The organism is Luteipulveratus flavus (genome assembly GCF_029439465.1).
GTDB lineage: Bacteria > Actinomycetota > Actinomycetes > Actinomycetales > Dermatophilaceae > Luteipulveratus > Luteipulveratus flavus.
This window is the reverse complement of the sequence record NZ_JAROAV010000029.1, coordinates 1-17,650: the sequence shown is the minus strand read 5'-3', so window position 1 is coordinate 17,650 and position 17,650 is coordinate 1. Positions and strand designations below refer to the sequence as shown.

At 72.7% G+C, this 17,650-nt stretch carries 19 protein-coding genes and 1 tRNA gene; 16 read left to right on the top strand and 4 right to left on the bottom strand.

The annotated features are described in order from the left end of the window. Positions 1-187 precede the first annotated feature (187 nt). On the top strand, positions 188-919 hold the full coding sequence (locus P4R38_RS11715; RefSeq protein ID WP_277192299.1) for a DNA alkylation repair protein: 732 nt from the start codon (positions 188-190) through the stop codon (positions 917-919). Here P4R38_RS11715 and P4R38_RS11710 read toward each other — a convergent pair. Further along, complete coding sequence (locus P4R38_RS11710) at positions 906-1,463, bottom strand: 5-formyltetrahydrofolate cyclo-ligase (protein WP_277192298.1); 558 nt, start codon at positions 1,461-1,463, stop codon at positions 906-908. The two genes, P4R38_RS11715 and P4R38_RS11710, sit on opposite strands and share 14 nt — an antisense overlap. 67 nt (positions 1,464-1,530) lie before the next feature. Here P4R38_RS11710 and galU point away from each other — a divergent pair, with 67 nt between their 5' ends. The 6 genes from galU (at position 1,531) to P4R38_RS11680 (ending at position 6,324) form a co-directional block, all read left to right on the top strand. Continuing rightward, positions 1,531-2,487: a UTP--glucose-1-phosphate uridylyltransferase GalU gene (galU, locus tag P4R38_RS11705; protein WP_275236682.1), complete on the top strand. Its 957-nt coding sequence runs from the start codon at positions 1,531-1,533 to the stop codon at positions 2,485-2,487. Next, on the top strand, positions 2,421-3,719 hold the full coding sequence (locus P4R38_RS11700; RefSeq protein ID WP_277192297.1) for a molybdopterin molybdotransferase MoeA: 1,299 nt from the start codon (positions 2,421-2,423) through the stop codon (positions 3,717-3,719). Before galU ends, P4R38_RS11700 begins: the two co-directional genes overlap by 67 nt. Then, positions 3,716-4,207, top strand: coding sequence for a cyclic pyranopterin monophosphate synthase MoaC (moaC, locus tag P4R38_RS11695; protein ID WP_277192296.1), 492 nt, complete (start codon positions 3,716-3,718; stop codon positions 4,205-4,207). Before P4R38_RS11700 ends, moaC begins: the two co-directional genes overlap by 4 nt. Then, positions 4,204-4,689, top strand: a complete 486-nt coding sequence (locus P4R38_RS11690; RefSeq protein ID WP_277192295.1) for a MogA/MoaB family molybdenum cofactor biosynthesis protein — start codon at positions 4,204-4,206, stop codon at positions 4,687-4,689. The genes moaC and P4R38_RS11690 overlap by 4 nt, the downstream gene beginning before the upstream one ends. After that, entirely contained in the window at positions 4,686-5,294 is a 609-nt protein-coding gene (locus P4R38_RS11685) for a GNAT family N-acetyltransferase (RefSeq protein ID WP_277192294.1), read from the top strand. Before P4R38_RS11690 ends, P4R38_RS11685 begins: the two co-directional genes overlap by 4 nt. A gap of 64 nt (positions 5,295-5,358) precedes the next feature. Further along, positions 5,359-6,324, top strand: a complete 966-nt coding sequence (locus P4R38_RS11680) for a hypothetical protein (RefSeq protein ID WP_277192293.1) — start codon at positions 5,359-5,361, stop codon at positions 6,322-6,324. A 69-nt stretch (positions 6,325-6,393) separates the two neighbouring features. On the opposite strand, the gene P4R38_RS11675 is transcribed toward P4R38_RS11680, so the two are convergent. Next, the gene (locus P4R38_RS11675; protein ID WP_277192292.1) at positions 6,394-7,110 is read right to left on the bottom strand and encodes a hypothetical protein; all 717 of its coding nucleotides are present in this window, start codon (positions 7,108-7,110) and stop codon (positions 6,394-6,396) included. Between the two features lie 161 nt (positions 7,111-7,271). Here P4R38_RS11675 and P4R38_RS11670 point away from each other — a divergent pair, with 161 nt between their 5' ends. From P4R38_RS11670 to P4R38_RS11650, 5 genes are all read left to right on the top strand, one after another. Then, positions 7,272-8,231: an aldo/keto reductase gene (locus P4R38_RS11670; RefSeq protein WP_277192301.1), complete on the top strand. Its 960-nt coding sequence runs from the start codon at positions 7,272-7,274 to the stop codon at positions 8,229-8,231. 122 nt (positions 8,232-8,353) lie between these two features. Beyond that, complete coding sequence (locus tag P4R38_RS11665) at positions 8,354-9,583, top strand: inorganic phosphate transporter (RefSeq protein WP_277192291.1); 1,230 nt, start codon at positions 8,354-8,356, stop codon at positions 9,581-9,583. Then, positions 9,580-9,876: a hypothetical protein gene (locus tag P4R38_RS11660; RefSeq protein WP_275236690.1), complete on the top strand. Its 297-nt coding sequence runs from the start codon at positions 9,580-9,582 to the stop codon at positions 9,874-9,876. The genes P4R38_RS11665 and P4R38_RS11660 overlap by 4 nt, the downstream gene beginning before the upstream one ends. Next, positions 9,873-10,541: a DUF3349 domain-containing protein gene (locus tag P4R38_RS11655; protein ID WP_277192290.1), complete on the top strand. Its 669-nt coding sequence runs from the start codon at positions 9,873-9,875 to the stop codon at positions 10,539-10,541. Before P4R38_RS11660 ends, P4R38_RS11655 begins: the two co-directional genes overlap by 4 nt. A gap of 28 nt (positions 10,542-10,569) precedes the next feature. Beyond that, a complete protein-coding gene (locus P4R38_RS11650; protein ID WP_277192289.1) occupies positions 10,570-11,298 on the top strand; it encodes a CPBP family intramembrane glutamic endopeptidase in 729 nt (242 codons plus the stop codon). A 52-nt stretch (positions 11,299-11,350) separates the two neighbouring features. On the opposite strand, the gene P4R38_RS11645 is transcribed toward P4R38_RS11650, so the two are convergent. Further along, positions 11,351-11,423, bottom strand: a tRNA-Ala gene (locus P4R38_RS11645). A 173-nt stretch (positions 11,424-11,596) separates the two neighbouring features. On the opposite strand from P4R38_RS11645, the gene P4R38_RS11640 reads away from it, so the two are divergent. From P4R38_RS11640 to P4R38_RS11630, 3 genes are all read left to right on the top strand, one after another. Then, the gene (locus tag P4R38_RS11640; RefSeq protein WP_277192288.1) at positions 11,597-12,079 is read left to right on the top strand and encodes a PH domain-containing protein; all 483 of its coding nucleotides are present in this window, start codon (positions 11,597-11,599) and stop codon (positions 12,077-12,079) included. After that, positions 12,076-13,620, top strand: coding sequence for a PH domain-containing protein (locus P4R38_RS11635; protein ID WP_277192287.1), 1,545 nt, complete (start codon positions 12,076-12,078; stop codon positions 13,618-13,620). Before P4R38_RS11640 ends, P4R38_RS11635 begins: the two co-directional genes overlap by 4 nt. A gap of 66 nt (positions 13,621-13,686) precedes the next feature. Then, entirely contained in the window at positions 13,687-14,703 is a 1,017-nt protein-coding gene (locus P4R38_RS11630) for an LLM class flavin-dependent oxidoreductase (protein ID WP_277192286.1), read from the top strand. Between the two features lie 243 nt (positions 14,704-14,946). Here P4R38_RS11630 and P4R38_RS11625 read toward each other — a convergent pair whose 3' ends face one another. After that, positions 14,947-16,617, bottom strand: coding sequence for a dolichyl-phosphate-mannose--protein mannosyltransferase (locus P4R38_RS11625; protein ID WP_346770756.1), 1,671 nt, complete (start codon positions 16,615-16,617; stop codon positions 14,947-14,949). Positions 16,618-16,765: 148 nt separating this feature from the next. On the opposite strand from P4R38_RS11625, the gene rsmI reads away from it, so the two are divergent. After that, complete coding sequence (gene rsmI / locus P4R38_RS11620) at positions 16,766-17,596, top strand: 16S rRNA (cytidine(1402)-2'-O)-methyltransferase (RefSeq protein ID WP_277192285.1); 831 nt, start codon at positions 16,766-16,768, stop codon at positions 17,594-17,596. Positions 17,597-17,650 lie beyond the last annotated feature (54 nt).

Below are 17,650 nucleotides of genomic sequence, written 5' to 3'. Positions count from 1 at the left end.
CCTGGTCTCGATACGGGCGCTCACTTCGTTCCGCCCTACTCGACCAGCGGTAGTCCCGTCGGTCGAGTAGGCGAGCCCCCAGGGGCGAGGTGTGTCGAGACCAGGTGGGCACGGTCACCTGGTCTCGAGTAGCGGCATCACTTCGTTCGCCCCTACTCGACCGGCGGGGGCGGGATAGCGTGCGGGGGTGGTCGTGCGGTCGACGCCGTTGGCGGACGAGCTGACGGAACGGGTCTGCTCGGCCGGCAGCACGACCGACGCAGAGGCGAAGGCCCGCTTCTTCGGCGCCGTACCCGGTGGGTACGCCGAGGGTGACGTGCTCGTCGGCGTGCGGGTGCCCGTCCTGCGCCGCGTGGCCGGCTCGGTCAAGCGGAAGGCCACGCTCGACGACATCGACGCGCTGCTGGCGAGCGACATTCACGAGGTACGCCTGCTGGGCGGCCTGCTCCTGGTCGAGGCCTTCCGGGCGGCCGACGGCGAGGGACGTGACGACGTCGTCCATCGCCTCCTGCAGCGGCTCGACCGGCTGGACAACTGGGACCTGGTCGACACGGTGGCTCCGTACACCCTGGGGTCGTGGCTGCTGACCCAGCCGGACGATGCGGTGCTGACGCTGCTCGACCGGCTCGCCGACTCGCCCGTCCTGTGGGAGCGCCGGTTCGCGGTCGTGTCGACGTTCGCGCTGATCCGGGCCGGTCGGCCGGAGCCGACGCTGCACCTGGCGAAGCGACTGCTGGGCGACGAGGCGGACCTGGTCCGCAAGGCCGTCGGGTGGATGCTGCGCGAGGTCGGCGCCCGCGACCGGGCGCTGCTCGACTCCTTCCTCGACGAGCACGCCCCGGCCATGCCGAGGGTGATGCTGCGCTACGCGCTGGAGAAGCACGCGCCGAGCGACCGCGCGCGGTTCAGGAGCCGGTGAGCTCGATCACGCCGTGGCCGGGAGTCACGACGGCGTCGACCGGCTGGTCGTGCGGGTCGGCGGGGACACGCTCGGCGAGCTCGTCGTCGTACACGCACGCGATGACCCGCGCGTCCGGCCGGCGACGGGTCAGCGCCCGGTCGTAGCTGCCGCCGCCCTGCCCCAGCCGCAGCCCGTCGCGGGCGATCGCCAGCGCCGGGACGATCACCAGGTCCGCCGAGCCGACGGCGGTGACCCCGAGCCGGGCGCCCTCGTCCTCCAGCGGCCGCCAGTCCAGGTCCTGGTCCGGCAGCAGGACGGGCACGACCACCCGGTGACCGTCCGCGGCCAGCGCCTCGAGCAGCGCCTCGGTGGGCGGCTCGGTCGCCAGGGAGACGTACGCCGCGACCGTCGCCGGCGCGTTCACCCGAGAGAGCAGGGCCTCGGCGAGCCGTTCGGCGTCGGCCGCGCGGTCGGACGGTGGCTGCGCCTCGCGACGGGCCCGCCGTTGCGCTCGCACGACCCGGCGGGCGGCGGCCTTGTCGTCGGGGAGGGTTCGCCACATGCGACCAGTGTCCACACGTTCACTGTCCTGCGCGGAGCGGCTGGACCCGATCAGTACCCTGACGCCCATGACGTCGACCTCACGACCTGCCCACATCCGCAAGGCCGTCATTCCCGCGGCCGGCCTGGGCACGCGGTTCCTCCCGGCGACCAAGGCCATCCCCAAGGAGATGCTGCCCGTCGTGGACAAGCCGGCCATCCAGTACGTCGTGGAGGAGGCCGTACGGGCCGGCCTCACCGACGTGCTGACCATCACGGGCCGCAACAAGGCGTCCCTGGAGGACCACTTCGACCGGCACTGGGAGCTGGAGCAGGCGCTGGAGAAGAAGGGCGACGAGCTGCGGCTCCGGCGCGTGCACAAGTCCGCGAACCTCGGCGAGGTGCACTTCGTCCGGCAGGGCGAGCCGCGCGGTCTGGGCCACGCGGTGCTGTGCGCCCGGTCGCACGTCGGCAACGAGCCGTTCGCGGTGCTGCTGGGTGATGACCTGATCGACGAGCAGGAGCACCTGCTGGAGCGGATGATCGCCGCGCAGCAGGCGCACGGCGGCAGCGTCATCGCGCTGATGGAGGTCCCGGAGGACCAGATCCACCTGTACGGCTGTGCCGCGGTCTCCCCGGTCGAGGGCGAGGACGAGGACATCGTGCGGGTGACCGACCTGGTGGAGAAGCCCGCCGTCGGTGAGGCGCCGAGCAACCTGGCGATCATCGGCCGCTACGTCCTGGACCCCTCGCTCTTCGACATCCTCGACCACACCAAGCCGGGGCGCGGCAACGAGATCCAGCTGACCGACGCGCTCAAGGAGGCCATCGGCTCCCCGGAGTCCGGCGGTGTGACCGGCGTGGTCTTCCGCGGCCGTCGCTACGACACCGGTGACCGCCTCGACTACCTCAAGGCGATGGTCCGGCTGGGCGTGCGCCACCGCGAGCTGGGCGCCGACTTCCGCGGCTGGCTGCTGGAGTGGGCGCGCACCGACGAGGCGCTGGGCCGCACCAACGACGCCCACCTGGACGAGGAGACCCACTGACGCCGATCAGCGTCGAGGCGTACCTCGGCGGCATCCTCGCCGCGGTACGCCCGCTGGAGCCGTCCGAGCGGGCGCTCGCCGACAGCCTCGGGCTGGTGCTGACCGAGGCGGTCATCAGCAGCGTCGACCTGCCGGGCTTCGACAACTCGGCGATGGACGGGTACGCCGTGGTCGCGTCCGACGTCGCGGGCGCCTCCGCGGACGCGCCCGTCCGGCTGCCCGTCCTCGGTGACGTCGCGGCCGGCGACACGACCGCGTACGACCTGGGCGCCGGGAGCTGCCGGCGGATCATGACCGGCGCGCCCGTGCCGGCGGGGGCGGACGCGGTCGTCCCGGTCGAGCTGACCGACGGTGGTGTCGACGCCGTGCAGGTCCGTGAGCCGGTGGCGGCCGGCAACGCCATCCGCCGGGCGGGTGAGGACGTCCGCGCTGGCGACCTCGTGCTGCCCGCCGGTACCCGCCTGCTGCCCCACCACGTCGCGGCCGCGAGCGCTGCCGGCGCCGCGACGGTACGCGTCCGCCCGGCTCCGCGGGTCGCGGTGATCACCACGGGTGACGAGCTCGTCCCCGTCGGAGAACCCTTGCAGTACGGGCAGATCCACGACAGCAACGGGCCGATGCTGCGTGCGGCGGTGCTCGCGTCGGGAGCGGTCTGCGCGGCCGTCGTGCACGTGGGGGACCGGGACGCCGAGCCCCTCGCGGACGTCGTGCTGCGGCTGGCCGAGCAGGCCGACGCCGTCGTCACCTCCGGCGGGATCTCCGCGGGCGCGTACGAACCGGTGAAGGAGGCCTTCTCATCCGGGGCCGATGTGCGGTTCGAGACGGTCGCGATGCAGCCGGGCAAGCCGCAGGCCTTCGGGCTGGTGGGGGAACGGAGGGTCCCGCTGTTCGGGCTGCCCGGCAACCCGGTGTCCTCGCTGGTGTCGTTCGAGACGTTCGTGGCACCGGCCTTGCGGGTCATGGCCGGTCGGGCCGGCGGGCCGGCGGGCCTGCGGGCCACGGTGACCCGTGGGTGGCGCTCACCCGCGAACAAGCTGCAGGTCGCGCGGGTGGTCCTCACCCGCTCGGGCGACGACTGGTGCGTCGAGCCGTCCGGGGCGCAGGGCAGCCACATCCTCGGCGGCCTCGCCTGCGCGAACGCCGTCGCGCTCGTCCCGCCTGACGTCACGCAGGTGCGAGAAGGTGACTGGATGGACGTACGCCTGCTGCCGGGCGAGGAGCTGCCGGCATGACCGACTCCGACGATGCGCCCCGCCTCACGCACGTCCGGGACGACGGCACCGCCCGGATGGTCGACGTGAGCGCGAAGCCGGTCACGGCCCGCGAGGCGTCCGCGGCCGGGCGGGTGCTGCTCGATGCCGCAGCGGTCGCCGCGCTACGGGACGGCAGCGTGCCCAAGGGCGACGCGCTCGCGGTCGCCCGCGTCGCCGGGATCCAGGCGGCCAAGCGCACGCCGGACCTCGTCCCGCTGGCCCACCCGGTGGCGGTCCACGCCGTCACGGTCGACCTCACCGTCGTCGACGACGGCGTGGACATCGTCGCCACCGTCCGGACGGCCGACCGCACCGGCATCGAGATGGAGGCGCTGACCAGCGTCAGCGTGGCCGCCCTCGCCCTGGTCGACATGGTCAAGGCCGTCGACAAGCACGCCCGCATCACCGACGTCCGCGTGACGGCGAAGTCCGGCGGGCGGTCCGGCGACTGGCGGGAGCAGCCGTGAGCACCCCGCCCCGGGCGGTCGTGATCACCTGCTCGACCCGGGCCGCAGCAGGCGCGTACGCCGACCGCACCGGCCCGCTCGTCGTGGACGCCGTACGCGAGTGGGGCCTGGCCGCGGACCGGCCCGTCGTCGTACCCGACGGGCCTCTCGTCGAGGAGGCGCTGCGGCAGGCCGTCGCGACCGGCGCCGCCCTCGTCCTCACCACCGGGGGCACCGGCCTCACCCCGACCGACCGGACGCCCGAGGCGACCCGCGCCGTCATCGACAGGGAAGTGCCCGGCATCGCCGAGGCGATCCGTGCGGCAGGGGTGGCCGCGGGGGTCCCCACCGCGATGCTGTCCCGCGGTGTCGCCGGGCTGGCGGGTCGCACGCTGGTCGTCAACCTGCCCGGCTCGACCGGCGGGGTGAAGGACGGCCTGGCCGTGCTGGCACCCGTGGTCGCTCACGCACTGGAGCAGGTCGTGGGCGGCGACCACCGATGATCCGCGACTGGCCGGTCGCGCTGGAGGGGCTGCACCACGGGACGAACGTGCGGCTCCGGCCGATGCACGCCCGCCGCGACCGGCAGGCGTTCCTCGTGCTGCGCCGGCAGAACGCCGCCTGGACCCGGCCGTGGGACTCGACCTCGCCGTACCCCGGCGGCGGCTCGAGCTTCGGCCACGTGGTGCGCGTCCAGCAGCGGGAGGCGCGGCAGGGGCGCATGCTGCCGTTCGCGCTGGACGTGGACGGTGAGCTGAGCGGGCAGATGCACCTGTTCAACATCGTCCGTGGCGCCCTGCAGAGCGGCTCGGTGGGCTACTGGATCGCCGAGCGCAACGCCGGTCGCGGCATCGTGCCGTTCGCGCTGGCCCTGATGATCGACCACGCCTTCGGGCCGATGCGGCTGCACCGCGTCGAGGTCAACATCCGGCCCGAGAACGCCAAGAGCCTCAGCGTCGTTCGCAAGCTCGGGCTGCGCGACGAAGGCATCCGGCGGGCGTACCTGCACATCGCCGGCGAGTGGCACGACCACCGCTCGTTCGCGCTCACGGTGGAGGATCTCGACGGCCGCAGCGCCGTGCACCGTCTGCACCACGAATCCCACTAGCCACATTCGCGACACGCGGTCGACGTCCACGAAGGCGGCCGGATTCGCACCTAACGTCGAACGCGTGAGGAGCAGCAGCCTGATCTTTCTGGTCATCGTCATCATCTGGGCTGCCTATCTGCTCCAGCACTGGGTTCGTCGCCGGGACTACCTCGCGACGGCTCGTTCGGTCGACCGGTTCTCCGAGGGCATCCGTGTCCTGGAGCGTCGACCCACCGCCGCGCACGGCACGGCCGAGGACGAGCCCGTCGAGCACGGGACCGTTCTCGCCGCCGCCACGGCGTCGCCGTCCGCCCAGCCCCGTTCAGGATCCGCGATGACTCCCGACGACCAGGCCCGCCCGCCCGCTCGCACCGCACCGGCCGCAGCCCATCCGTCCGACCGTGACGAGCCCGAGGGCGTCCAGCCGCGGCAGGTCCGCGCCGGCGCGCTGCTCGCCACGGTCGCGATGTTCGTGCTGGTCGTCGTGCTGACCCCGTTCGGTGTCACGCCGTGGTGGTCGCCGCTGGTCATGCTGGTCGGTCTCGGTGGCGTGGTCGCCTGGCTGCGCAGCGCGGCCGTCCGTTCCACCGCCGCTCCGGCGCGCGTCGAGCCGCAGGCCCGGCCACGTCCGCAGCGCGCACCCGCACCACGTAGCGCAGCCGTCGAGCGCGAGGTGTACGACGTCTCGCCGCCGTCGGAGCAGGTCGTCGCCTCCACCGCGACGACCTCCGAGGACGAGACCGTCGCCGCGCCGCTGGAGCCGGGCGCCTGGCAGCCGGTCGACGTCCCGCCGCCGACGTACACGATGAAGGCCAAGGCCGAGCGACCCGAGCCGGCTCCGGCTGAGCAGGCGGAGGAGCAGGTGTTCGACGGACGTGAGGCGGCCGCCGAGCCGCAGGCCCCCGCCGCCGCGGCACCGGCCACGCAGGAGCCCGCGGGCGCCGCACAGGTGTCGTACGCCGACATGCCGGTCGAGGACCTGCCGTTCGACGGGCTCGCCCTGGACGAGGAGCTCGAGGACCTGCCCCCGGTGCACCGCGCCGGCTGACCCACCCGAAGCCCCCTCGAACGATGGGCGACGCCGTCGCCGATCGCTCTCGCGCAGAAGGAACGTGCGTCATACCGCACGCTCCTTCTGCATCTGGGCTCGACGGACGAGGGTTTCGACCTGGTCCATGAACTCCACCGGCCGCAGCCTCAGTCCGAGAACCGGGATGCGCAGCGTGAGCGTGCCCGCGATGAGCAGGTGGTTGTCCCGAAGGGCGTCGTCGACCTCGGCGAGCAGCCGGCGGCGCGGGTTGCGCGTGACCTGGGTCCAGGCGTCGGCCAGGCGGTGGGGCGCGACGACACGCTGCTGGACGCTCATCACCAGCACGGTCATGGCCTGCCGGTCGGTGGTCGCCCACTGGGCCGCTCGTACGGCGGCGATCTCGGGCCGACTGCGAGGTACCCCTGAGCCGGAAGCCGGCTCCAGGCCCGACACGTGGTGGAGCCGTACGCCGTGGACTCGTCGGGCGTGACTGCCCCGGGGCACGCTGACGTGGAGCAAAGCCTCGTCCCAGTGACGCAGGCCCGCGGCGAGCAGGGCGCTGGAGCCATCGAGGCGCGCCGCCTCACCGGCCTCCCAGACCGCGCGCCACCAGCTCGCCCGCGGGTCGAGGTCGCTCTGCACTGCGACGGTTCGCGCGCCGAGCAGCCGCCACCGACCGGCGGCCACCTCGTTGCGGACGTCGTACCGGTCGATCCCGCGCGAGAGCAGCTGGGCACGCGACACCACGCCCCACTGATCGTGGGCGAGGTCGTGAACGGCGGCGAGTCGCTCGCGACGGCGCATGTCGAGAGTGTGGTCGCAGGACTCGGCCCGTGCAGGACGCCCTGTGGACGAGCGCGTCAGCTCCACGCGGCGCAGAAGGATCGTGCGATATACCGCCCTCTCCTTCTGCGCCTGCGGCGGCACGCAGGCAGGCGCTCGGTACTGTCGCCCGCGTGAGCGACATGACGTACCGCCCGCTGGGCGACTCCGGTCTGATGGTCAGCGCGGTGGGGATCGGGTGCAACGGCTTCAGCCGGCGCGTCGACGCCGACGGGGTGCGCGACATCCTCAGCGCGGCGCGCGACGTGGGCGTGACCCTGCTGGACACCGCGGACATCTACGGCAACCCGCCCGGCGGCTCCGAGACGCTGCTCGGCGATGCCCTGCGCGGTCAGCGGGACGAGTTCGTGCTCGCCACGAAGTTCGGGATGGACATGCAGGGCGCGAACGGCGCCGACCACGGCGTCCGCGGCTCGCGGCGCTACGTCCGCCGGGCCGTCGAGGCGTCCCTGCGCCGGCTGCAGACCGACCACATCGACCTGTACCAGCTGCACCGCCCGGACGACATCACGCCCATCGAGGAGACGCTCGCGGCCCTCACCGAGCTGGTCCACGAGGGCAAGGTCCGCTACATCGGCTGCTCGAACTTCGCCGGCTGGCAGGTGGCCGACGCCGACTGGACAGCCCGGACGTCCGGCCTCGAGCGGTTCGTCTCGGTCCAGAACCGCTACTCCCTGCTGGACCGCAGCGTCGAGGAGGAGGTAGCCCCGGCCGCGGAGACGTACGGACTCGGGCTGCTGCCGTTCTTCCCGCTGGAGTACGGCCTGCTCACCGGCAAGTACCGGCGCGGGGAGGCGGCACCGGCCGGCTCGCGCGCTGCGACCGAGCCGGACCGGGCGCACTGGCTGGCGAACGCCGACTGGGACCGGATCGAGGCCGTCGAGCGGTACGCCGGCGCGCGTGACCTGTCGATGCTGGACGTCGCCATCAGCGGGCTCGCGGCCCAGCCGGCGGTGTCGTCGGTGATCTCGGGGGCGACGTCGGGTGAGCAGGTCCGGACCAATGCGCAGGCGCTGCGCTGGGAGCCGACCGCGGCCGATCTGGCCGAGCTCGACGAGCTGACCAGCGCGGGTGACCGATGACCGGCGGCAGCGCGACGACCGCCGGTCCTGCCGGTGACGCCTTGACAAACAATGCTTCCTGTGCCGGATCCGGCAGGCCCCCAAGTGGACGCTGAGCGCGTCCGGCGAGCACACTTTTGCCCATGAGCGGTGAGCTGTTCATCCTGGTCCTGGTCGTCATCACGGCGCTCGGGTTCGACTTCACCAACGGGTTCCATGACACCGGCAACGCGATGGCGACGTCCATCGCGACGGGGGCGCTGAGGCCCAAGGTCGCGGTCGCCCTGTCGGCGGTGCTGAACCTCGTCGGCGCCTTCCTCTCCGTGGAGGTCGCCGCCACCATCACCAAGGACGTGCTGAAGATCCAGACGAAGTCCGGTGCGCTGGTCAGCGGTCTGGACGCCGAGAAGGCGATGCTCATCATCTTCGCCGGCCTCATCGGCGGCATCCTGTGGAACCTGCTGACCTGGTTGCTGGGTCTGCCGAGCAGCTCCTCGCACGCTCTGTTCGGCGGGTTGATCGGGGCCGGGCTCGCCGGTGCGGTGACGATCAACTGGAACGGCATCTTCAGCAAGATCCTCATCCCGGCGCTGCTGTCACCGGTCATCGCCTGCCTGGTCGCGGCGATCGGCACCTTCTGCGTGTACGCGATCGCGGCGAAGGCCCGGGCCGACCGGAAGAACGAGGGCTTCCGCTGGGGCCAGATCGGGACGGCGTCCCTGGTCTCGCTGGCGCACGGCACGGGCGACGCCCAGAAGACGATGGGCGTGATCGCGCTCGCGCTGATCGCCCACGGCAGCCTCACCGCGCAGGGCATCGAGGACAACGGCCTGCCGGTCTGGGTCATCTTCGCCTGTGCGCTGGCGATCGCCCTCGGCACCTACCTCGGCGGCTGGCGCATCATCCGTACGCTCGGCCGGGGTCTGGTCGAGATCGAGCCGCCCCAGGGCATGGCTGCGGAGGCGTCCTCGGCGGCGATCATCCTGACCTCCAGCCACTTCGGCATGGCCCTGTCGACCACGCACGTCGCGACCGGTTCGATCCTGGGCTCGGGCGTGGGCCGACCGGGGGCGCAGGTGCGCTGGGGCGTGGCGATGCGGATGGCCACCGCGTGGCTGACGACGCTTCCGGCCGCGGGCCTCGTCGGGGCCGCCTGCTACGGCGTCGCGCACCTGATCGGCGGGGTACCCGGGGCGATCGCGATCTTCGTCGTCCTGGTGGCGCTGTCCGCGTACATGTACCTGCGCAGCCGGGCGCAGAAGGTCGACCACCGCAACGTGAACGACGAGTGGGAGCACGGCGAGCTGGGTCAGCTCGCCTCGAGTGCCGAGACGGACAGGCCGTCGGTCTCGGCGGGGAGGAACGGGCGATGAGTCTGGACTGGGGAGGGATGGCCGACTCGACGTTGCGGGTGCTCGTCGCGGGCCTGATCTTCGGCGCGGGGCTGCCGGCGCTGTTCGCCGGTGGGGTACGACTGTGGAGTGACGGCAGCGGTGAGGTGTCGGCCGACGGCACCGTCGTCCGCCGCCGCAACCCGCTGCTGGTCGCCGCCGCGTACGTCGTGTTCGCCCTGATCGTGGTCGTGATCGCCCTCGCGGTGCTGTGGATCACCCGCAAGAGCCTGGACCACTACTTCGGGTGGCAGCCGTTCGGGGACGCCAAGTGAGCACCGGACCGCTGGGGACCGTGCTGGGCTGGTTGCGGGCGGGCTACCCCGACGGTGTGCCGCCCAAGGACTTCCACCCGCTGCTGGCCATCCTGACCCGTACGCTCCAGCCGCCCGAGGTCGAGCAGGTGCTCCACCAGCTCGACCACGACCACGGCGGGGCAGCGATCACCGACGAGCACATCCTGGCCGCGATCGAGGACGTCAAGCAGGCGCCGCCCAGCGAGGACGACGTACGTGTGGTGGCCGCCCGGCTGGCCGCCGTCGGGTGGCCGCTGGCCAACGGCAGCACCCGCCTCAGCGGTGCGCCGCGCACGCCGGCGGAGGGGACCGGGGTCAGCGACGTGCCGTCCGCCGAGGACCGGCCGGCCGTGCTGCGCCGGGTGCAGGAGTGGCTGCGCGCGGGCTATCCCGAGGGCGTGCCGTCCAACGACTACGTCCCGCTGCTCGCGCTGCTGCGCCGCCGGCTGAGCGACGACGAGGTCAAGCAGATCTGCCGCGAGCTGATCGCGGCCGAGGGCGGCAGCAACGGGCCGCGCAGCCCGATCAGCGCGGTCGACGCCCAGGTGCTGATCACCAAGGTGACTCAGGAGATGCCGGCCGAGTCCGACATCAACCGGGTCCGTTCCCGGTTGGCGGCGAAGGGCTGGCCGCTGGAGGACTGAGCCGCCCGCACCGCGCTACTGTCGCCCCGTGCGGGGGAGAGCAGTGCTGGGGTCCGTTGTCGTCATGCTGGCTCGCTTCGCGGTGATGGCCGCGGTCGCGTGGCTCGCCGGGTCGCTGGGGTGGTACGCCGGGCTGGTCGTCAACGCCGTGCTGTCGCTGATGGCGCTGGCGCTCGTGCACCGTCGCGGCCTGTGGGGCCGGCTCGGCGGGGTCCGGCCGCCGTCCCGGCTCGCGCTGCTGTGGCTGATCCCGTTCGGGCTCGACATCGCGCTGTGGGTCGTCCCGCACGGGCTGCAGGGCAAGGCACCCGGTTTCCTGCCGTGGGCCGCGACCCTGCTCCTGGTGGGGCTCAACGAGGAGCTGTTCGTCCGCGGCGTCGTGCTCGACCTGCTGGAGTCGGCGTACACCCGGGTGATGGCCGTCGTGCTCAGCTCGTGCCTGTTCGGGCTGCAGCACCTGTCGAACCTCGTCCTGACCGATCGCGGGACGCTCGACGTCCTGGAGAACGTGCTGCTGAGCGGTGTGCACGGTCTGGCGTACGCGGCGTTCATGGTGCGCTTCCGGTGGATCTGGCCGCTCGTCGTGGTCCACGGGATCGCGGACTTCGTCAAGGTGCTTGCGGCCCGACCGCTGCCGGACGTGGCGATCGTCGCCGAGCACGTGGGACTGCTGGCGCTGGCGGTCGCGCTGCTCGTCACCGGGCGGCGGCGGGCGTCGACGGACGATGACGACGCCGTCCCGGTCGCCGTCGCCTGAGCACCAGAGAACCCCGCCGGACCGGATGGTCCGACGGGGTTCGTCGTGCCGGTGGAGCTGAGGGGATTCGAACCCCTGACCTTCTCATTGCGAACGAGACGCGCTACCAACTGCGCCACAGCCCCAGAGCGGGAGCAACGATAACACCGGTCTGCGCGCACCATGAAACCGAGGCCGCGGATACGTCGTGGTGGTCAGGAGGTGAGCCATGACTCACCTCCTGACCACCGGACGGAGGGGGTCGGCGACACGGCTCCGGTCACCGGCTCGGCGGCGTACTGCGTGAGAGGGTTCCGGCATGGATCTGCGCGAGCCGGCGAACCGGGTGAGCCCGCGGGCGCGGGCGTACTGGGCGGTGGAGTCCGGCATCGGGTGGGTGGTCCTGATCGTGGTGCAGGTCGTCCTGCTCGTGGTGCTCGACGCCCGCCCGTGGTGGCAGTGGGGTCTGCTCGCGCTGACCGTCGTGCTCGCGCTGGTCGGCCTGCTGCTCGTGCCGGCGTGGCGCTACCGGGTGCACCGCTGGGAGGTCTCGCCGACGGCCGTCTACACCCAGCGCGGCTGGGTCACCCAGGAACGACGCATCGCCCCGATCACCCGGGTCCAGACCGTCGACACCGAGCGGGGGCCGCTCGCGCAGCTGTTCAAGCTCTCGACCGTGACCGTCACGACCGCATCCTCCGAGGGCGCGCTGAAGATCGAGTGCCTGGACCAGGACGTCGCCGCCCGGCTCGTCCAGGACCTCACCGTCGTCACCGACCGCACCGAGGACGACGCGACGTGACCGAGCTGGAGGACGCCGTACGCCCGTCGCAGTGGCAGCGACTGAGTACGCGCATGCTCCTCGTGCACCCGGTCAAGGAGCTGCTGCGCTTCCTCCCGGCCGTGGCGGGCCTGCTGGTCGCGGGGACCACGCGCGGCAACGGGCAGCAGTGGTGGTGGGGTCTGGTGGGAGCGGTCGTGCCGATCCTGCTGGGCATGCTGCGGTGGTACACCACGCGCTACCGGTTCACCGACGCCCAGGTGCAGCTGCGGCACGGGCTGATCAGCCGCACGACGCTGACCGCGCCGATGGACCGCGTCCGGACCGTCGACGTGACCGCGTCCCCGCTGCACCGCCTGCTCGGGCTCGCGGAGGTCCGGATCGGGACGGCGGCCGCGGCGGACGAGCATCAGCTCACACTGGACGGGCTCACCACCGAGCAGGCCGCGGCGCTGCGGCAGGACCTGCTGCACCGCCACCGCGAGCAGACCGCCGGCCCGGCCGTGGGCGCGACGCCGACCGGTGCGGCCCCGGCAGACCAGGCGGCGGCGTACGAGGCGACGAGTGAGGAGGAGATCGTCCGGCTCGACCCGCGCTGGATCCGGTTCGCGCCGTTCGGCCCCAGCGGCGTCATCGCGGCGGCCGCGATCGTCGGTGTCGGGTTCCAGATCCTCAACGAGGCGGGGTTCGACCCGGACGAGAACTCCGCGGTGCAGGGCGGCCTCGACCAGGCTCAGCGCGTCGGTGTCTGGATCGCGGTGCTGCTGCTCGCGATCGCCGCTCTCGTGCTCATCGTGCTGCTGTCGCTCGGAGGGTACGTCCTCCTCTACTGGGGGTTCCGGCTGACGCGGCACGCGGCGGGCGGGACGCTGCACGTCGCTCGTGGGTTGCTGACGACGCGCGCAACCACGTTGGAGGAGAGGCGGATTCGCGGTGTCGAGCTGCAGGAGCCGCTGCCCCTGCGGAGCGTGTCCGGTGCGCGGCTGACCGCGATCACGACCGGCCTCAAGGGACGCGACGAGGACAAGGCGCTCAGCTCGTTGCTCGTGCCGCCCGCGCCGTCCGCCGTGGCGAAGGGCGTCGCCGACCGGGTGCTGGCGGCGGCGGGCACGCTGGCGGTGCCGCTGCGTCCGCACGGTCGTGCGGCGACCCGGCGCCGGTGGACGCGCGCGCTCGTCGGTGGGGTCGTCCTCGCCGTCGTCGTCGGCGGCATCGGCGCGCTCGTGCACCCGGTGCTGGTCGCGTTCGCGCTCGTCCCGCTGGTGGGCGCAGCGCTGCTGGCCGCCGACCGGGCGCGAGCGCTCGGGCACGCCCTCACCGACCGGTACCTCGTGTCCCGCTCCGGGAGCGTGCTGCGGGCGACGCACGTCCTGGAGCGCTCCGGCGTCATCGGGGTGACGGTGCGGCGGTCGTTCTTCCAGCGCCGGATGGGTGTCGCCACGCTCACCGTCGCGACGGCTGCCGGGCGGCAGCGCTACCACGTCGTCGACGTACGGCTGCAGGACTCGACCGACCTGGCGGCGGCCCTGCTGCCCGGCCACCTGGAGGCGTTCCGCCGGTGAGCGCAGGGCCGCGGCGCGGGCGTCTCTCAGCGGAATAGTTGAATATGAAATGAGGTTCTTCGAGGCATGAAGAACATCGGCTTCCTGTCGTTCGGACACTGGACCCCGTCGCCGCACAGCGCCACGCAGTCCGCCTCGGACGCCCTGCTGCAGTCGATCGACCTCGCCGTCGCCGCCGAGGAGCTCGGCGCGGACGGCGCGTACTTCCGGATCCACCACTTCGCCCGCCAGCTCGCCTCGCCGTTCCCGCTGCTGGCCGCCGTCGGCGCGCGGACCAGCCGGATCGAGATCGGCACCGGCGTGATCGACATGCGCTACGAGAACCCGCTGTACATGGCGGAGGACGCGGGCGCCGCCGACCTCATCTCCGGCGGGCGGCTGCAGCTCGGCATCAGCCGCGGATCGCCCGAGCAGGTGATCGACGGGTTCCGGCACTTCGGGTACCAGCCTGAGGGCGACGACCACGCCGGGATGGCCCGCGAGCACACGCGGCGGTTCCTGGAGGTCATCGAGGGTGAGGGCTTCGCCGAGCCGAACCCGCGGCCGATGTTCCCCAACCCGCCCGGCCTGCTGCGCGTCGAGCCGTACTCCGAGGGTCTGCGCGAGCGGATCTGGTGGGGCGCCGGCTCCCGGGCCACGGCCGAGTGGACCGCCGAGCAGGGCATGAATCTGATGAGCTCGACGCTGCTGACCGAGGACACCGGCGTGCCGTTCCACCAGCTGCAGGCCGAGCAGGTCCAGCGCTTCCGCGACGCATGGACGGCCGCCGGGCACACGCGTACGCCGCGGGTGTCGGTGAGCCGCAGCGTCTTCCCACTGGTGAGCGACATCGACCGCGCGTACTTCGGCCGCGAGTCCATGAGCCGCGACCAGGTCGGCCAGATCGACGGCGGCCTCGCCCGGTTCGGGAAGTCGTACGCCGACGAGCCCGACCGCCTGGTCAAGGCGCTCGCCGAGGACGAGGCGGTCGCCGCCGCGGACACCCTGCTCCTGACCGTCCCGAACCAGCTGGGCGTCGACTACAACGCGCACGTCATCGAGAGTGTGCTCAAGGACGTCGCTCCGGCGCTCGGCTGGCGCTGAGCCGGCCCGCTCGTCCGTCGCGAATCTCGTCTGCTCGGCCCCGCATGGAGTGAACGCCGACCCGGGCTGCCGTACCGTACGCAGCGTGAGTTCGCTGGGGCGAGGAGCCCTCCTGGTCGACCTGCCTTCGCGATGTCCCTGTTCGGTGCAGATGACCCTGCACGTGCGGGGACATCTGCGCGGGAGAGGGACATCGTGGTCGGGCACCGCGTTCGGGCGGCCCGGAAGCCCGCCGGACGTCGGTCAGACCCAGCTGCGGAACCACATGTGCAGGTCCCACTGGGAGTACGGGATCACCTGCGCGGTGTAGATCGGCCACCAGAACACGAAGAACGCGACCGCGAGCGCGACGTACCCGCCGACGACCGCCCGGCCGACCTTGCGCCGGTGCGGGCTGTCGGTCTCCTTACCGAGGACCAGGCCGGCGACGTACACCACAGCGAGCACGACGTACGGCGCGAACGTCACCGCGTAGAAGGTGAAGATCGTGCGCTCCTGGTACATGAACCAGGGCAGCCAGCCGGCGGCGATGCCACCCAGGATGGCGGCGGCGCGCCAGTCGCGGCGCAGCAGCCACGCGAACAGCAGGACCGCCAGGGCGACGGTCGCGACCCACCAGATCGACACGTTGCCGAGCGAGGTGATCGCCTTGCTGCACGCGTCGACGTCGCAGCCCTGCTCCCCGCGCTTGGGGCCCTCGTAGAAGTACGACGTGGGCCGCGCCTGCACCATCCAGGACCACGGGTTGGACATGTAGTCGTGCTTGGAGGTGATGCTGGCGGCCGACTCGTACATCTCGGAGTGGTACTTCCACAGCGAGCGCAGCGAGTCGGGCATCCACCCGAACAGCGAGCTGTCCGCGGCGAACCCGTTGTCCTTGACCGCCGGGTTGCTCTGCGCCCAGGTGCGGTCGTAGCCGTCCTTGGACAGGAACCAGCCGGTCCACGTCGCGAGGTAGGTGCCGATCGCCAGGCCGACCATGATGACCGCGGCAGGGATCGCGTCCTTGAGGAACGTCGCGGACACCCACCGGCGGACCCCGACCGCGCGCCGGGCGCCGAGGTCCCACCACACCGACATCAGGCCGTACGCGACCAGGTAGAAGCCGACCGACCACTTGGTGCCCATGCCGAGCCCGAGGCAGACGCCGGCGACCCAGCGCCACGGCCGCAGCCCGAGGTTCGGGCCGCCGAGCAGGCTGCGCCCGGCGAAGGTGCCCCCGTCACGCATGGCGGCGACCTTGTCGGCGAGTCGAGCCCGCGCCTGGTCGCGGTCGGCGAGGATCGCGACGAACGCCGCCAGCGCCCAGAACATGACGATGCCGTCGAGGATGCCGACCCGGGAGTGGACGAACTCCATGCCCTCGACCGCCAGCAGGATCGAGGCGATCGTGGCGAGGTACGCCGAGCGGAACAGGTGCCACGCGGCGCGGCCGACCAGGTAGATCGCGATCGTGCCGAGCAGCGCGACGGCGAAGCGCCAGCCGAAGGAGTCGCCGATCCCGAACATCTTCTCGCCGAGACCGATCAGCCACTTGCCCAGCGGCGGGTGGACGACGAGGTCGGGCTCGGTGCCGTACGCGAGCCCGGGCGTGCCGTTGGTGAACAGCGCGTCCGGCGACTTCACGTCGCTCGGGACGCGGACCTCCTGGCCGTGCTGGATGAGGGACCAGCCCTGCTTGACGTAGTACGTCTCGTCGAAGACCAGCTGGTGCGGGCGGCCCAGGTCCCAGAACCGGAGCACGCCGCCGAGGACGGTGACGATCGCCGGGCCGAGCCACGCCCACAGCCGCTCCTGCGCGGTCCGCGGGCGGCCCAGCAGGCGGCGGCGCAGCATCGACCGGGTCGCGGAGACGCCGGGCTCGGGCGCCTGCGGGGTTGCCGTCTCGGCGCCGCGCAGCAGCGTGCTCGCCACAGACCCTCCCTGGCAGCTCTACGGTGGTGCCGTCCCGACACCCTGGGTGAGGTTAACCGAGAGACCTGTCCGGCGGTGCCCGGTCGGCCGCGGCGCGGTCCGGACGCTCGGCGTACGGACTCGGCGGGGCGCGTGCCAGGCTGACGCCATGTCCGGAACGCTCGTCCTCGCAGCCACCCCCATCGGCGACCCCGCGGACGCCGCGCCCCGGCTCGGGCGGGAGCTCGCCGGTGCCGACGTGGTCGCGGCCGAGGACACCCGCCGTACGCGCCGGCTGTGCGACGCGCTCGGGGTGGAGCCGGGCGGTGAGGTCCTGAGCTACCACGAGCACAACGAGGCGTCCCGTACGCCGGTGCTGCTGGACCGGCTCAAGGCCGGCGCGCGGGTCGTGCTGGTCACCGACGCCGGGATGCCGTCCGTCTCCGACCCCGGCTACCGGCTGGTGGCCGCCTGCGTCGACGCCGACGTGGCCGTCACCTGCGTCCCTGGCCCGAGCGCCGTGCTGATGGCGCTCGCCGTCTCCGGGCTGCCGGTCGACCGGTTCTGCTTCGAGGGGTTCCTGCCGCGCAAGGCCGGCGAGCGACGCCGGGTCCTCGCGCAGGTCGCCGCCGAGCGGCGAACGATGGTGTTCTTCGAGGCGCCGCACCGGCTGGCCGACTCCTTGACCGCGATGGCGGAGGCGTTCGGCGCCGACCGCCGCGCGGCAGTCTGCCGGGAGCTGACGAAGACGTACGAGGAGGTCCGCCGCGGGCCGATGGCCGGGCTGGCGGAGTGGGCGGTCGAGGGCGCGCGCGGTGAGATCACGGTCGTGGTCGCCGGGGCAGAGCCGGTCACCCGCAACCTCGATGACGTGGTCCCGACGGTCGTCGAGCGGGCCGCTGCCGGGGAGCGGCTCAAGGACGTGTGCGCCGAGGTCGCCGCCGAGACGGGCCTGTCGAAGAAGGCGTTGTACGACGCCGCCCTCGCCGCCCGCGCGTAGCCCGCCGCGCTCGACCGACGCCCCCGAGTGCCTGCCTCCCGGCAAAAGGTGGCG

What these genes read in the sequence shown, in the direction of transcription:
- P4R38_RS11675 (WP_277192292.1), bottom strand. Translation starts at nt 7,110, where the DNA reads ATGCGCCGTCGCGAGCGACTCGCCGCCGTTCACGACCTCGCCCACGAT.
- P4R38_RS11710 (WP_277192298.1), bottom strand. Translation starts at nt 1,463, where the DNA reads ATGTGGCGAACCCTCCCCGACGACAAGGCCGCCGCCCGCCGGGTCGTG.
- moaC (WP_277192296.1), top strand. Translation starts at nt 3,716, where the DNA reads ATGACCGACTCCGACGATGCGCCCCGCCTCACGCACGTCCGGGACGAC.
- P4R38_RS11670 (WP_277192301.1), top strand. Translation starts at nt 7,272, where the DNA reads ATGACGTACCGCCCGCTGGGCGACTCCGGTCTGATGGTCAGCGCGGTG.
- P4R38_RS11660 (WP_275236690.1), top strand. Translation starts at nt 9,580, where the DNA reads ATGAGTCTGGACTGGGGAGGGATGGCCGACTCGACGTTGCGGGTGCTC.
- P4R38_RS11640 (WP_277192288.1), top strand. Translation starts at nt 11,597, where the DNA reads ATGGATCTGCGCGAGCCGGCGAACCGGGTGAGCCCGCGGGCGCGGGCG.
- rsmI (WP_277192285.1), top strand. Translation starts at nt 16,766, where the DNA reads ATGTCCGGAACGCTCGTCCTCGCAGCCACCCCCATCGGCGACCCCGCG.
- galU (WP_275236682.1), top strand. Translation starts at nt 1,531, where the DNA reads ATGACGTCGACCTCACGACCTGCCCACATCCGCAAGGCCGTCATTCCC.
- P4R38_RS11630 (WP_277192286.1), top strand. Translation starts at nt 13,687, where the DNA reads ATGAAGAACATCGGCTTCCTGTCGTTCGGACACTGGACCCCGTCGCCG.
- P4R38_RS11665 (WP_277192291.1), top strand. Translation starts at nt 8,354, where the DNA reads ATGAGCGGTGAGCTGTTCATCCTGGTCCTGGTCGTCATCACGGCGCTC.
- P4R38_RS11685 (WP_277192294.1), top strand. Translation starts at nt 4,686, where the DNA reads ATGATCCGCGACTGGCCGGTCGCGCTGGAGGGGCTGCACCACGGGACG.